A 15,668-nucleotide genomic window follows, 5' to 3' on the forward strand; every position below is an offset into this window, starting at 1 on the left:
AAAAAGTATGTAAAATAGATAATGTTGAATACAAAAGTAGAAGCACCCGTTTCTCACCTGCCAATAATGATTGTTCAGGTTTATGTAGATGAAATGTAGAATTTTATGCTGGGTGTTTTGCACTCAGTTTTTTTAATGCTTTTAGTATTTAATGAATTTTATAAATAGGAGGTGCTGATCATTAGTAAAGATACTGCACAAGTAAATGAAGGTATTAAAGCGAAAGAGTTTCTTTTAATTAGTCAAAATGGAGAACAATTAGGAGTTAAAACTAAGGCAGAAGCGATGCAAATTGCAGAGCGTATGAACTTAGACGTTGTTCTAGTAGCTCCAAATGCTAAAACACCAGTTGCTAAAATTATGAACTACGGTAAGTTCAAATTCGAACAACAAAAGAAAGAAAAAGAAGCACGTAAGAAACAAAAAATCGTAACAACAAAAGAGATAAGATTATCTCCAACTATTGAAAAACACGATTTTGAAACTAAGTTGAAAAATGCACGTAAATTCTTAGCAAAAGAAGACAAAGTTAAAGTTTCTATTCGTTTTAAAGGGAGAGCAATCACCCACAAAGAAATTGGACAGAAAGTTTTAGAAAACTTTTCTAACGAAGCTAGCGATATAGCTACTGTCGAACAAAAACCTAAAATGGAAGGTCGCAGTATGTTCTTAGTTCTAGCACCAAAAAAAGAGAAATAAAGGTTTAATATAGGAGGAATTTGATAATGCCAAAAATGAAATCTCACCGTGGTTTAGCAAAACGTGTGAAAAAAACAGCTAGCGGTAAATTAAAACGTAGCCGTGCTTATACTTCTCACTGGTTTTCAAGAAAAACTACTAAACAAAAACGTCACTTACGTAAAGCTTCATTAGTATCTCGTGGTGATTACAAACGTATTAGAACTTTATTAGTTAAATAATATTAAAGAAGATTAATTATAGCGTAAATACTTATTTAAGTTATACATAAGGAGGAATTAGATATGCCACGTGTTAAAGGTGGAACTGTGACTCGTCGTCGCCGTAAAAAAGTTTTAAAACTAGCTAAAGGATATTTTGGTTCAAAACATACATTATTCAAAGTTGCTAAGCAACAAGTAATGAAATCAGGAATGTATGCTTTCAGAGACCGTCGTCAAACAAAACGTAACTTCAGAAGATTGTGGATCGTTCGTATTAATGCAGCTGCAAGATTAAATGGTTTATCTTACAGCCGTCTAATGAACGGACTTAAAGTTGCTGGAATCGATATTAACAGAAAAATGTTATCAGAAATCGCTATCCACGACGCAGCAGCATTCACAAGTATTTGTGAACAAGCTAAAGCAGCTTTAGCTAAATAATTAAAGATAATTTATGGAATACTTGCATAATTTTGCAAGTATTCTTTTTTTATAATAAAACACCTTAAAGAACCTATTATGATTCTTTAAGGTGTTTTATTGATTAATATACTATCTTTCTAGGATTATTTAGTCTATGAAGCTTTGCTTGAGCAATTTCATTGTATATTTCTTCTCCTCGTTTTTCATACAATAAAATTGCCCATATATACCATAATAAATCACAAAACTGTAAAAATACATCTAGTTTCTTATAATTGCATTCTTTATCACTAAAATATGCTTTTAAGAAGGTAATTGTTTCCTCGTAGTTTAAATCATTTTCTGATATGAAACTCGCTATATCGAAGTAATAATCATTATATCCTGCGTATTCAAAATCTATTAAATATAATTTATCTCTTGAAAATAAGAAATTACCTTCAACTAAGTCATTGTGACATAATCTGTCAGGTTCATAGAACTTTTTAAAGTCGTCTATAATATATAAGTATTGATCAAAAATATTCTTTTTTTCATCTATTTGGTTATAATAATTATAAAATTGTTTAATAGGATCAAATATATGCTCAGCTTGAAATTTTTTCGAATGAAAGTTATTAATAAGTTTACCTATTCTTATGATAGTTGATAATTTTCTTTGTGAAATAAATGTTTTCGGATTAGGTTGAAATTCTGTAATTAGATTATCATTATTGAAGAATATTGGTTTAAGAAAGTAATTTTCATTAGCTAGAAGATTAATAGCTTCTCTTTCGTTATCTTTATTTGCAATATTTGTAGAATCTTTAGAAGTTCTGTAGAAATATTTATTACTGTCCGTTGTAATAATATAGTTCTTATTGGTGATTCCATAACTAGTTTCTTCTAATGAGATTACTTTTTCTTTTAAGATTTTTTCAAGTTTATCTAAATTGTACATATCAATCTCCTCCTTAGTTTCTGAAATATAAAATCCTTTTTCACTATAATTATATAATAAACTAATTAAAGTTGAAAGAAAAACGATTACATTGTTTATAAAATTAATTTTTGAATTTTTATTAAAATACTATTTTTTTTCATAATATATTTCCATTATTTTTGAAATAAATTTATAAATATATACTATATTATTTATGTGAACTTAAATTGATACTAATCTTTAAAAATACCTGGTATATATAGATATTTTAAATTAAAAATTTATAAAAAAATGGTGGTTGTTGAAAAAAACAAGAAATTTGATATAATTATAATGTATAAAATATATTTATATACACATAGTTTCATTTTTAAATATCATAGGAGGTGTGAAATGAAAGAAGTTTTTATTAATAGTGAGTATATTACATTAGCTCAATTCTTAAAATTAGAAGGATTTATAGGTTCAGGCGGAGAAGCTAAATACTTTTTACAAGAAGTAGAAGTTGAGCTTAATGGAGAGCTAGAAAACAGACGAGGGAAAAAGTTATATTCAAATGATGTAATAAAATTAGAAGGAAACGAATTTATAATAATTAATGAAAATTAAAAGTTTAAAATTACTATACTTTCGAAATTATTTATCTACGAATATAGAAGTACATCCCTCGCTTAATGTTTTAGTAGGAAACAACGCGAATGGAAAAACTAATATTATAGAGTCTATTTTTTGTTTGGCACTTGGAAAAAGCTACAGAACAAAGAGTGATAGCGAGTGTATTATGTTTGGAGAAACAGCGACAGCTATGTCTTGTATTGTGAATAAAAATGATAGAGAATTAGACATAATGTTAGGAATTAATAATAAAGGTAAAAGTGCAAAGATTGCTGGAATAAAGAAAACAAAGCTAACTGATTTTGTTGGTGAATTAAACGTTGTTCTTTTCTCTCCAGAAGACTTGCAGATTGTTAAAGGTTCTCCAGCGCTACGTAGAGAATTTATGAATCGTGAATTCTATCAATTCTCACGTATTTATCATAAATACTACTTAATGTATCAACATCTTTTAAAACAGCGTAATTCATATTTAAAAGATATGAGAAAGAATCCGAAAGATGAAATGTCTTTAGCGTATCTAGAAACTCTTACTTCTCAGCTTGTGAAAGTAGCACTATACATTACAAAAGAGAGAGTGTCATTTGTTCGAGATATTTCTAAGTTAACATATAAAAATATGTTGAATATATCTAATGGACAAGAAACTTTAAAAATTAAATATAAAAGTTCGGTTTTAGATGCATTGAATATTGCAGAGATAAATGATGAGTCTTTTACTGAAGAAAACTTGACGAAAGTCATGATGAAGAAATCTTTTGATGATATTATGCGAGGTAGTACAAAAATTGGACCACAGCATGATGATCTAGAATTTTATATAAATGATCTTGATGCTAAAATGTATGCCTCTCAAGGTCAACAAAGAAGTATAGTATTATCACTTAAACTTGCCGAAATAAACTTTCTAAAAGAAAAAACAGGAACATATCCTGTATTGCTATTAGATGATGTGCTGAGCGAATTGGATAAAAATAGACAACTAAAATTATTAGATGCAATTAATGAAAATGTACAAACATTCATTACAACACCTTCAATATCAGATATTAAAGAAGATTTATTAAAAAAGGCTAAAGTTTTCAAAATAGAGGATGGAAACATTAGTGAAATAGTCTAAAAAATTTATTTATGAATTTACTAAAATGAAAGGAAAAATCATGGTAGAAAATAAAAAAACACAAGAATATAATGCCGATCAGATTCAGGTCCTTGAAGGATTAGAAGCTGTTAGGGTAAGACCTGGTATGTATATCGGTTCTACATCTAGTAAAGGTCTACACCACCTTGTTTGGGAAATAGTAGATAACTCAATAGATGAAGCCTTAGCTGGATATTGTAATACAATAACAGTAGCAATTGAAGAAGGAAATTGGATAAGAGTAGAGGATAATGGTCGTGGGATTCCTGTAGATATTCAAGAACAAACAGGTAAACCAGCACTTGAAGTTATCCTTACAGTACTACATGCTGGTGGTAAATTCGGAGGTGGCGGATACAAAGTATCTGGTGGTCTTCATGGGGTTGGTGCCAGTGTAGTTAATGCTTTGTCAACTAACTTAGAAGCTTCTGTTCATCGTGATGGAAAAATTTACAGTATGAAATTTGAACGAGGAGATGTAGTTCAAGGTATTACTGTAATTGGAGATACTGATAGAACTGGAACAACTATTCGTTTTAAAGCAGATCCAGAAATCTTCCAAGAAACAACAGTATATGAATACGATATTTTAAGAACACGTATTAGAGAACTTGCTTTCTTAAACAAAGGAATAACAATTATTCTTAAAGATGAAAGAATAGGACAAGAAAAAGAAGAAACTTTCTGTTATGAAGGTGGACTATTAGAATATGTAGAGATGTTAAATGAGAATAAAGATGCTTTACATGAAGCTATCTATGTTCACGGTGAGATGGATGGTAAAGAAGTAGAAATCTCAATGCAATATAACACAGGATATTCAAATAATGTCTTAAGTTATGCAAATAACATTAATACTCATGAGGGTGGTACTCATGAAAGTGGATTTAAAACTGCACTTACAAGAATAATTAACTCTTATGGTAAGAAAAATAAACTGATTAAAGATAAAGAATCTTTAACAGGTGATGATGTTCGTGAAGGGCTTGTTGCGATTATCTCTATTAAACACCCAAACCCACAGTTCGAAGGACAAACAAAAACTAAGTTAGGTAACTCAGAAATGAGTACTATTACTAATAAGCTATTCTCTGAAGAGTTAGATAGATTCTTATTAGAAAATCCAAAAACAGCAAAAATAATTGTTGAAAAAGGTCTTCAAGCATCACGTGCTAGAATAGCAGCTAAGAAAGCTCGTGAATCTACTCGTCGTAAAAATGCATTAGAATTTACTAATCTACCAGGGAAACTTGCAGACTGTTCAAGTAAAGATGCGGCTGAATGCGAATTATTCCTAGTCGAGGGGGACTCTGCGGGAGGAAGTGCAAAACTTGGACGTAATAGTAAATTCCAAGCTATTTTACCGCTTAAAGGTAAAATTTTGAACGTAGAAAAAGTAAGAATTGATAAAGTACTAGCTAACGATGAAGTTCGTTCATTAATTACAGCTATTGGAATGGGTATTGGTGAAACATTAAACATCGATAAACTTCGTTATCACAAAATCGTTATTATGACCGATGCCGATGTCGATGGAAGTCACATTAGAACATTATTATTAACATTCTTCTTCAGATATATGAGAGAATTAATCGATGCAGGATATGTGTATATCGCTAGACCACCTCTATATGGATTAAAAGTAGGTAAGAAAGAATTCTACTGCCATACAGAAGAAGAACTTAAACAAAATATTGAAGAACATGCTGGAGATAAAAAGTATACTGTTCAACGATACAAAGGTCTTGGAGAGATGAACGCAGAAGAACTATGGGATACAACGATGGATCCAGAACACCGTTTAATGTACCAAGTTAGTGTTAATGATGCTCAAAGAGCAGATGCCGCATTTGATACATTAATGGGTGAAAAAGTAGAACCAAGACGTAAATTTATCGAAGATAATGCGCTAAATGTTATAAACTTAGACATTTAGAAAGAAAGGATAGAACATGGAAGATAATAAAAATAATATTACCTTAAGAAACATAACAACTGAAATTGAAAATTCATTTTTAGATTATTCAATGAGTGTTATTGTATCACGTGCATTACCAGATGTGCGTGATGGGTTAAAACCAGTTCATAGAAGAATACTTTATGCTTTTAATGATTTAGGGTTAACATATGACAAACCTTACAAAAAAAGTGCCTTCGTTGTAGGGGAAGTAATGGCGAAGTATCACCCTCATGGTGACTCTGCAACATATGGAACAATTGTACGTTTAGCACAAGATTTCAATAGTAGATATCCTTTAGTAGATGGACAAGGGAACTTTGGTTCTATTGATGGAGATAGTGCTGCTGCGATGCGTTATACTGAAGCTAGAATGAGTAAAATAGCTTCTGAGTTACTACGTGATATTAACAAAGATACTGTTGATATGCAAGATAACTACGATGGAACAAAACAAGAACCAAAAGTATTACCAGCAAGAATTCCAAACTTGTTAGTTAACGGAAGTAGCGGTATTGCCGTTGGTATGGCGACTAATATTCCACCTCATAACTTAGGTGAAGTTATCGATGGGGTAATCGCATTAGCTGATAACTCTGAAATAACAATTGCTGAACTAATGTCTAAAATTAAAGGACCTGACTTCCCAACAGGATCATTCCTATTAGGACGTAGTGGGATAGTTAAAGCATATACAACAGGACGTGGTTCTGTAATTATGCGTGGTAAAACTGAAATTGAACAAATGAAAAATGGTAAGGAAAGAATTATTATTACAGAAATTCCTTATCAAGTAAATAAAGCGAAATTAGTTGAAAAAATTGCTGAACTAGCTCGTGATAAGAAAATTGAAGGTGTTACAGACCTTCGAGATGAAAGTAACTTAAAAGGTATCAGAATTGTAATTGAATTACGTCGAGATGTTAATAGTAACGTAATCTTAAACAATTTATACAAATTAACACCATTACAAAGTTCATTTGGTGTTAACATGATTGCTCTTGTAAATGGAGTACCTAAGTTATTAAATCTTAAAGAAGTACTTTACTATTACTTAGAGCACCAAAAAGAAGTAGTAGTTAGAAGAACTAAATTCGATCTTAAAAAAGCACAAGCTCGTGCCCACATATTAGAAGGTTTACGAATTGCTTTAGATAATATCGATAGAATAATTAGCTTAATCCGTGGTTCTCAAACTGCTGAAGAAGCAAAAGCTGGACTGATTGATCAATTTGGATTAACTGAAATTCAAGCACAAGCGATTTTAGATATGCGTCTGCAAAGACTTACAGGTTTAGAACGTGATAAAATTGAAGAAGAATATAGTAAACTTATGGAACTTATCGCTGACTTAGAAGATATTCTAGCTAAACCAGAACGTGTAATTCAAATCGTTAAAGATGAATTACTTGAAGTTAAGGAAAAATTCGGAGACAAACGTCGTAGTATAATTATTGAAGGACAAGTAGATCAAATCGAGAACGAAGATTTAATTGAAAAAGAACAAATCATAATTACACTATCTCATAACCAATATATTAAACGTCTTGCTGCAAGTACATATAAATCACAAGGACGTGGTGGACGTGGAGTAAATGGTATGACTACAAATGATGAGGATAATGTAGCTTATATGCTAAGTTGTTCAACTCATGATCATATCCTATTCTTTACAGATAAAGGTAAGGTTTATACTCTTAAAGGTTATGAAATTAACCAAATGAGTAGACAATCTAAAGGAATACCAATTATTAATCTATTAGAAATTGAAAAAGAAGAAAAAGTAAACTCTATTATAGCTATTTCTGATTTACAAGAAGAAGGAACAAACTTAATATTCTCAACTAAGTATGGTATCATTAAGAAATCTAAATTAGGAGATTACGCAAGTATTCTTAAGAAAGGTAAGATTGCCCTTAAACTTGATGAAGATGACTCATTAATCGATGTTCAAAGAATTACAGATGATCAAGATATTATGATCGTTACAGCAAATGGACAAGCAATTAGAATTAATGCTGAAAAAGTTCGTACAATGGGGCGTGTAAGTCGCGGTGTTAAAGGTATCACACTTTCCCCAGATGACTATGTAGTAGGTATGGAAGTAGTTGATGAATCTAAGAAAATTTTAACAGTAACAGAAAATGGTATTGGTAAAATTTCTAAATCTACGGAATTCAATGTAATTAACCGTGGAGGAAAAGGTGTTAAAGTAGCAAAAGTTACGAAGAAAACAGGTAAGATTGTAGCGGTTAAATCAATCGCAGGAAATGAAGATTTAATGATAATGACTGATCAAGGAATTATTATTAGAATAGATGTCTCTACAATCAGTACATTAGGAAGAACAGCGACTGGAGTTAAAGTTATTAACCTAGTTGATGATCAGAAAGTAGCAACTGTAACTTTAGCAGCTAAAGAAGAAAGCTACGAAGACGAATAGAAATAATTAGATAATAAAAAAAGCAATTTTTATAAATAGTATTTTACTATTTATAAAGTTGCTTTTTTTATTATGAAAATAAAGTATTAAATAATAGTATTTTCATAGTAATATTTGATGTAAAAATTATAATATAATAAAGGTTTATAAGTGGTTTAAAATAAATAATTAAACACAGTGAAATAAGAACAATAAAAAGAAATTTCTAAAAAAAGTTAGTAAAATAATTAAGAATATAAAAAAAATATCTAAAATTCATTGTTTTATTAGAAAAAAAGTTTTATAATGGAATATGTAGTTAAAACTGATAAATATACTTTATTAGTAAAAATCTTATCAAGGAGTAACTAAATGCAAAACACAAGATTAGAAAGCAATGTAAATGAAAATATTATACAAGAAGAGATTCAAATTCTTACAGAAATGCTGTTAAAAGCAACACAAAAAATGATTTCTGAAAATACATTTGAAAAAATTGTAGAATTAAAAGCGTTAGCAGATGAAAAAAATTACGAAAAATTAAATCTTATAATTAAAGATTTAACTCAAGAAGAAATGGAAATTGTTGCAAATTTCTTTTCAATTTTACCATTATTAATTAACATAGCTGAAGATGTTGATTTAGCTTATGAAGTTAACTATAAAAATAATATAGGTGAAACATATGTAGGGAAATTATCTGAGTCTATTAAAAATATTAAAGATAAAAATATCTTAGAAAATATTAATGTAGTACCAGTATTAACAGCGCATCCAACACAAGTTCAACGTAAAACAGTTCTTGATTTAACGGAAAAATTACACACATTATTAAGAAAACACCGTGATGTAAAAAATGGTTTAATAAATGAAAGAAAATGGAAAAATGCAATCCAAAAACATATTGAAATATTAACACAAAGTGATATTATTCGTGAGAAAAAATTAAAAGTAGCTAACGAAATCACAAATGTATTAGAATATTATAACCTATCATTTATTAAAGCAGTTGCAAAGTTAATGACTGAGTATAAATTATTGTTAGAAGAAAATAAGATAGAATTAAAAAATGAGACTCCAATAACAATGGGAATGTGGATTGGTGGCGACCGTGATGGAAATCCATTTGTAACAGCTGAAACATTAAATCTATCAGCTATGAAACAATGTGAGCTTATTATAGCTTATTATATTGAAAAACTAAATAGTTTATATAGAACTTTCTCAATGTCATCTCATGTTGCTAAAGGAAGTAAAGAACTAGAAGAATTGGCAAATCGTTCAAGTGATACTTCTGAATATAGAGAAAAAGAATTATACAGAAGAGCGATATCATATATTAAAGAAAAACTTGAAAATACTAGAGAGTATTTATTACAAGATAAAGAAATTGGAGATAAATATCTTACAGTTGATGAGTTTGTCGCTGATTTAATAATAATTGAAAAGTCATTATTAGAGAATAAAGGTGAAATCTTAGTAACCGGTGAATTTGAAGAATTGCTTAATGTTGTTAAAATCTTTGGATTCTATTTAGCAAGTATAGATATGCGTCAAGATTCAAGTGTCTATGAAGCATCAGTTGCTGAATTGCTAAGTAGTGCTAATATTGAAAAAGATTATAGTTCACTTAGTGAAGAAGAAAAATGTGAACTTCTATTAAATCAATTAAAAGAAGATCCACGTCCACTAAGTATTAATGATGAAAACAAACAATCAGAAGAATTAAGAAAAGAATTAGCAATATTTAGAACAGCTAGAAAATTAAAAGATAAACTAGGTGATAATGTTATTAAACAAAACATTATTTCACACACAACAAGTGTTTCTGACTTATTAGAACTTGCAATTATGCTAAAAGAAGTCGGATTAGTGGGAAGTGACTTTGCAAGATTGCAACTTGTACCATTATTCGAAACAATCGAAGACTTAGAGAATTCATATGAAGTAATGGATAAATACTTAAGTCTAGATATTGTAAAAAAATGGGTAAGTGATAATAGCAGATACCAAGAGATTATGTTAGGATACTCAGATAGTAACAAAGATGGTGGATATTTATCATCTGGATGGTCGTTATATAAAGCTCAACAGGAACTATCATCATTAGGAGAAAAATATAATATTAAAGTTACATTCTTCCATGGACGTGGTGGTACTGTTGGGCGTGGTGGTGGTCCAAGTTATGATGCGATTATCTCTCAGCCATTAGGAAGTGTTCAAGATAGAATACGTCTGACAGAGCAAGGTGAAATTATTGCGGCTAAGTATGGTAATAGTGATGCTGCATATTATAACTTAGAAGCGCTATTCTCAGCTGTAATTCATAGAATGAACGCTGATAAAGTGAATACTGATATTAGAGATATACCTGAAATCCAAGTTATTATGGATGAAATAGTAGAAGATAGTTACAATAAATATCGAGAACTAGTATTTGAAAATCCTAACTTCTACAATTATTTCTTTGAAGCTACACCAATCAAAGAAATTTCAAGTTTAAACATTGGTTCGCGTCCAGCCTCACGTAAGAAAATTACTGATATTGGTGGATTAAGGGCTATCCCATGGGTATTCTCATGGTCACAAAGTAGAATCATGCTTCCTGGTTGGTATGGAGTAGGAACAGCATTTTCTAATTACATAAACAAAGATAAAGGTAATATTGAAAAGCTTCGTAAAATGTATAAAGAGTGGCCATTCTTCACATCATTATTATCAAATGTAGACATGGTTATGGCAAAATCAGATATGGATATAGCTAGAGAATATGCTAACTTGTGTAAAGAAGAAGAAACTAAAAAGATATATGAAGAAATTTTAAGAGAATGGAATTTAACAAAACAAGTAGTTTTAGAAATTTCAGAACATAAAGAGTTCCTAGAAGATAATACTTATTTAACTCAAAGTTTAGAAAATAGGTTACAGTACTTTAATACATTAAATTTAATTCAATTAGAGTTAATTAAACGTTCAAGAGAAGGTAAATTACTTGAATCACAAATTAATACAATTCACATAACAATTAACGGGGTAGCTACAGGACTTAGAAACTCAGGATAATAAAGAAAGAGAGGAAACGATACGATTCCTCTCTTTCTTTAAAAATTTAATACTTTATAACTATACAATAAGATATGAATTTTAATTGCGTAAATAAATGTGGATGATTCTAAAAAATCTTGTTTCTTAAGAAATCATGATTTTCGAGTCACTCCCTTTTTAAATTATTTAATTTTTATAGCAACATAACTCTTAGGTGGAATAACTGTTCCGAAAGGTGTAGAATAAACGTTGTTATTTCCAAATAGTTTTTCACCAGAGTAATTTTCAACAAAATGAGCTTTAGAATCAAGATTTATAATACAAAGAACATTATTTCGTCTATATGCAACACACTTGTTGTTTGTATAAGTAAACTCGAAGTTTGTGATAAAATCATCTTTATTTTCATTTCTAAAGTTTGATAGTTTAATATAGTGATTTAACAAATCTTCATCCTTATCATTATGTGTATACCCTAAACGATTATAAGGATCTCTAAAGCCGTACATTCCAATTTCATCACCATAATAAATACAAGGAACACCAGGTAGAGTAAATTGAATAAAACTAGCATACTTAAGGAGTTCTTTCGCTTTAGCATATTGTTCATTAGACATTTTATATGTTGGTCTTTCATGAACAGGAACATCTTCAGGATTATCAAATGCTAGCATAGTTAATACTCGTTCTGTATCATGACTTCCTAATAAGTTCATTACAGCATCAAGAGCTGGTCGGGGATAATTTTCTACTAGTTTTAAAATTTCAAGAGTAAAGTCTTCTGCGTTTTTATTTTTTACAAAATTAATAATTGCGTTTTTCCAAGGATAGTTCATAACACTATCAAGTTGATTACCTAAGAAATAACGACGACGAGTATTGTATGAAATCTTATTAGTTGCATCTTCCCAAACTTCACCAATGATTAGAGCATCTTTATCATAGTATTTCGCACTTTCACGAATTCTATCTAAAAATTCGTCAGGAAATTCATCAGCAACATCAAGTCTCCATCCAGCAATTCCAAGTTTTTGCCAAAAGTTGACAACCCCACTATCCTTATTATTAATAAAATCGCTGTATTCTTTATTTTCTTTTATTACTGTAGGTAAGTTATCAAATCCCCACCACGAATGATATTCGTTAGGGAAATTTATGAAATTAAACCAAGAATAATATGGTGAATTTTGTGAATTATAAGCTCCGATGCTATCATAGTTATTATACCTATTGAAATAGATACTATCTGAACCGGTATGACTAAATACACCATCTAGTATGATTCTAATATTATTATCTTTAAATTCTTTACAAAACTTTTCAAATTGTTCATTAGTACCAAAATATGGATCAACGTTAAAATAATCTGAAGTAGAATAACGATGATTTTCTGGACTTTCAACGATTGGGTTAAGATAGATGCTCTCGATATTTAATTTTTTGAAATATTCTTTTTCTTCTTCAATCCCTAGTAGATTCCCCATTAGAAAATCTTTAGCTCCATAATTTTCATGAGTGATAGATGAATGAGGAATACTATTCCAATTTTCATGTCTAATTCTTACATTTTCATTCTTTGCGACTTTTGCTATGAATTTCTCGCTACGCTTAAATCTATCTGGGAAAATTTGATACATTATAGACCCTTTATACCAATCTGGTGTAGTGAAGTTTTTATCGTATACTGTCAACTGCCAATCAGGTAGCTCGTCTTTGCTATTTACCAACTTAGCGTCGAGTTTATCATTTTTTAAATAAACATAAAAACTGTCAAAGTGAACTTCAAAATGATAAAAATAAAGACCAGTATTAAATGGTTCAAAAGTTACATGATAAGTAGAGTAGTTCTCTCTAGCTTTTTCTTTAAACTCTAAACTTTTTGAAATAAGTTCACCTGTATATTCATTTTTAATAATTATTTTAAAGTCATTAAAGTAAAAATCATCCTTAATAAATACTTCAAAATAGAAATCATCATTATTTTTTAATGCCCCCTGAGGGTATTTATTTTTTATTGGATTAAATTTAATCATATTTTTCATCTCCGAAACATAAAATTTTCATTACTAAACTGTTTTCTAAAATTAATCAGTTTAATTTTAATATAAAAGTTTTTAAAAGTAAATAATTTAATTATAAAATAGTAAAAATTAATCAATATAAAAACAAGATAAGGGGTATATTTCTTTATAGAAAATAACTAAAGAAAACATTTACATCAAGGCTTCATTGTGTTATAATATAGATATAAAAAATAAAGAAATAATTAGTAATAAAATAAACTATTTTTATTTATATTTCTATATTATAAAAATTTTTACCAGCTAAAGTAAACGTTTACTTTCGATGGAAAGGGGGTTATTTAGTGAACAATAATATGGCAGAATATTTATTCCATGAAGGGACCAATTACCATAGCCATAAATATTTAGGATCATTTTTAAATGGGGATAAATGTATATTTCGAGTATGGGCGCCAAATGCAGTTAAGGTATTTGTAACTGGTGAGTTTTGTTCTTGGCATCCGCATACTCATGAAATGAAATTAATTAATGATAAAGGTGTATTTGAAGTTGAGCTTAGTGGTATTAAGCAATATGATGCATATAAATACGTAATAGTTACTAAAAGTGGAACTGAGTTATGGAAAGCAGATCCATATGCAAAGCATGCTGAAACTAGACCATTAACAGCTTCAAAAGTTTATTCATTACCTTACTATGAATGGAAAGATAGCAAATGGATGAAAAATAGAGAGGTTCCTTATCATTGTCCAATGAATATATATGAAGTTCATTTAGGGTCATGGAAACATCATGAAGATGGTAGGGAATTAAGTTATAGAGAATTGGCTCATACATTAGTAGACTATGTTAAAGATATGAACTACACTCATATAGAATTGTTACCTATAACTGAATATCCTTATGATAAATCATGGGGGTATCAAACAACCGGATATTTTTCACCGACATCTAGATATGGAACACCTGAAGACTTTATGTATTTTGTTGACCGTTGTCATCAAAATAATATTGGAGTAATTTTAGATTGGGTACCTGGACATTTTACAAAAGATGCTCATGGATTATATGAATTTGATGGGACACATTGTTATGAGTATTCAGATACAAGAAAAATGGAACATGAAGGCTGGGGAACTAGAGTCTTCGACTATGGACGAAATGAAGTAAGATCCTTTTTAACATCAAGTGCAGTTTCTTGGATAGAAGATTATCATATTGATGGTATTAGGGTAGATGCTGTAAGTTCAATGATATTTTTAAACTATTGTCGAGATGAGGAAAAATCTGCAAGAAATATCTACGGTGGTTTTGAAAATTTAGAAGCAATTGATTTCTTAAAAAATTTAAATCTTTACATAAAAGAAAACTATCCTGGTGTTTCAATGATAGCTGAAGAATCGACAAGTTATTCAAAAGTAACAGCCGCTGTTGACCATGGAGGTTTAGGATTTGACTTTAAGTGGAATATGGGATGGATGAATGACAGTCTTGATTATTTAGAAACAGATTCTTTCTTCAGAAAAGGAGTACATAACAAATTTACTTTCTCAATGCATTATGCGTTTTCAGAAAATTTCATCTTGCCTATTTCACATGATGAAGTAGTACATGGGAAAAAATCGCTATTAGATAAAAGTCCTGTTCCTTATGAAGATAAGTTTGGTAATTTTAAGGCATTCTTAGGATATATGTATGCACATCCCGGGAAAAAACTGACATTTATGGGAATTGATATTGCTCAGTTTATTGAATGGGATGAAGAAAGAGAATTAGATTGGTTATTAATGCTTTATCCAAAACATGTATTCACACATAGATATGTTAAAGAACTTAACAAGTACTATAAATCTACACCTGCATTATGGGAAAACGATAGTGACTGGGACGGATTTAAATGGCATGTTGTGGACGATAATAACAATAATGTTTTTGCTTTCTCACGTATAGACAGATCTGGTAAAGAAGTACTAGTAGTTACTAACTTTTCAAATCAAGTATTAAAACATTATGAAATAGGAGTAAATACTTGGGGAAGTTATAAAATAGTATTGAACTCGGATGCTAAGAAATATGATGGATTAGCAATTTCAAATAGAAATTTAAAAACTATAAATAAAGAGAAAAATGAATTTAAATATACTTTGAGTATAAACATACCACCTTATACAACGATGTATATAGAAAAGAAATAATAAGTTTTAGAAGAAGGGGGTC

11 protein-coding genes are annotated in these 15,668 nt (G+C 29.6%); 9 read left to right on the top strand and 2 right to left on the bottom strand.

Annotation, left to right across the window (positions count from 1 at the left end; genetic code table 11):
• The first annotated feature begins 171 nt into the window (after window positions 1-171).
• The 3 genes from infC (at window position 172) to rplT (ending at window position 1,343) form a co-directional block, all read left to right on the top strand.
• Entirely contained in the window at window positions 172-699 is a 528-nt protein-coding gene (gene infC / locus GEMHA0001_RS07020) for a translation initiation factor IF-3 (RefSeq protein WP_003145601.1), read from the top strand.
• A gap of 26 nt (window positions 700-725) precedes the next feature.
• Window positions 726-920 (top strand): 50S ribosomal protein L35, encoded by a 195-nt coding sequence (gene rpmI, locus GEMHA0001_RS07025; protein WP_003145690.1) that lies wholly within the window; start codon window positions 726-728, stop codon window positions 918-920.
• Window positions 921-983: 63 nt separating this feature from the next.
• Entirely contained in the window at window positions 984-1,343 is a 360-nt protein-coding gene (gene rplT / locus GEMHA0001_RS07030; RefSeq protein WP_003144917.1) for a 50S ribosomal protein L20, read from the top strand.
• Window positions 1,344-1,446: 103 nt separating this feature from the next.
• On the opposite strand, the gene GEMHA0001_RS07035 is transcribed toward rplT, so the two are convergent.
• Entirely contained in the window at window positions 1,447-2,265 is an 819-nt protein-coding gene (locus tag GEMHA0001_RS07035; protein WP_003145071.1) for a choline kinase family protein, read from the bottom strand.
• Between the two features lie 375 nt (window positions 2,266-2,640).
• Here GEMHA0001_RS07035 and yaaA point away from each other — a divergent pair, with 375 nt between their 5' ends.
• From yaaA to ppc, 5 genes are all read left to right on the top strand, one after another.
• Window positions 2,641-2,856, top strand: a complete 216-nt coding sequence (yaaA, locus tag GEMHA0001_RS07040) for a S4 domain-containing protein YaaA (RefSeq protein WP_003144994.1) — start codon at window positions 2,641-2,643, stop codon at window positions 2,854-2,856.
• Window positions 2,846-3,982, top strand: a complete 1,137-nt coding sequence (gene recF, locus GEMHA0001_RS07045) for a DNA replication/repair protein RecF (RefSeq protein ID WP_003145114.1) — start codon at window positions 2,846-2,848, stop codon at window positions 3,980-3,982. Before yaaA ends, recF begins: the two co-directional genes overlap by 11 nt.
• Window positions 3,983-4,022: 40 nt before the next feature.
• Entirely contained in the window at window positions 4,023-5,939 is a 1,917-nt protein-coding gene (gene gyrB, locus GEMHA0001_RS07050; protein ID WP_003145227.1) for a DNA topoisomerase (ATP-hydrolyzing) subunit B, read from the top strand.
• Window positions 5,940-5,955: 16 nt separating this feature from the next.
• On the top strand, window positions 5,956-8,403 hold the full coding sequence (gyrA, locus tag GEMHA0001_RS07055; RefSeq protein WP_003145389.1) for a DNA gyrase subunit A: 2,448 nt from the start codon (window positions 5,956-5,958) through the stop codon (window positions 8,401-8,403).
• 351 nt (window positions 8,404-8,754) lie between these two features.
• Window positions 8,755-11,445 carry a phosphoenolpyruvate carboxylase gene (ppc, locus tag GEMHA0001_RS07060; RefSeq protein WP_003145307.1) on the top strand — a complete coding sequence of 897 codons (2,691 nt, stop codon included), beginning with the start codon at window positions 8,755-8,757 and terminating at the stop codon, window positions 11,443-11,445.
• Window positions 11,446-11,609: 164 nt separating this feature from the next.
• Here ppc and GEMHA0001_RS07065 read toward each other — a convergent pair whose 3' ends face one another.
• Window positions 11,610-13,460, bottom strand: a complete 1,851-nt coding sequence (locus GEMHA0001_RS07065; protein ID WP_003145222.1) for a glycoside hydrolase family 13 protein — start codon at window positions 13,458-13,460, stop codon at window positions 11,610-11,612.
• Between the two features lie 332 nt (window positions 13,461-13,792).
• On the opposite strand from GEMHA0001_RS07065, the gene glgB reads away from it, so the two are divergent.
• Window positions 13,793-15,646, top strand: coding sequence for a 1,4-alpha-glucan branching protein GlgB (gene glgB / locus GEMHA0001_RS07070; RefSeq protein ID WP_003145466.1), 1,854 nt, complete (start codon window positions 13,793-13,795; stop codon window positions 15,644-15,646).
• Window positions 15,647-15,668 lie beyond the last annotated feature (22 nt).

Origin of the sequence: Gemella haemolysans ATCC 10379 (assembly GCF_000173915.1) — a bacterium.
In the GTDB taxonomy this organism is placed as follows: Bacteria; Bacillota; Bacilli; order Staphylococcales; family Gemellaceae; genus Gemella; species Gemella haemolysans.

Coding starts and splice junctions, on each gene's coding strand:
- GEMHA0001_RS07065 (WP_003145222.1), bottom strand. CDS start 13,460: ATGATTAAATTTAATCCAATAAAAAATAAATACCCTCAGGGGGCATTA.
- rplT (WP_003144917.1), top strand. CDS start 984: ATGCCACGTGTTAAAGGTGGAACTGTGACTCGTCGTCGCCGTAAAAAA.
- recF (WP_003145114.1), top strand. CDS start 2,846: ATGAAAATTAAAAGTTTAAAATTACTATACTTTCGAAATTATTTATCT.
- gyrA (WP_003145389.1), top strand. CDS start 5,956: ATGGAAGATAATAAAAATAATATTACCTTAAGAAACATAACAACTGAA.
- gyrB (WP_003145227.1), top strand. CDS start 4,023: ATGGTAGAAAATAAAAAAACACAAGAATATAATGCCGATCAGATTCAG.
- rpmI (WP_003145690.1), top strand. CDS start 726: ATGCCAAAAATGAAATCTCACCGTGGTTTAGCAAAACGTGTGAAAAAA.
- GEMHA0001_RS07035 (WP_003145071.1), bottom strand. CDS start 2,265: ATGTACAATTTAGATAAACTTGAAAAAATCTTAAAAGAAAAAGTAATC.
- ppc (WP_003145307.1), top strand. CDS start 8,755: ATGCAAAACACAAGATTAGAAAGCAATGTAAATGAAAATATTATACAA.
- yaaA (WP_003144994.1), top strand. CDS start 2,641: ATGAAAGAAGTTTTTATTAATAGTGAGTATATTACATTAGCTCAATTC.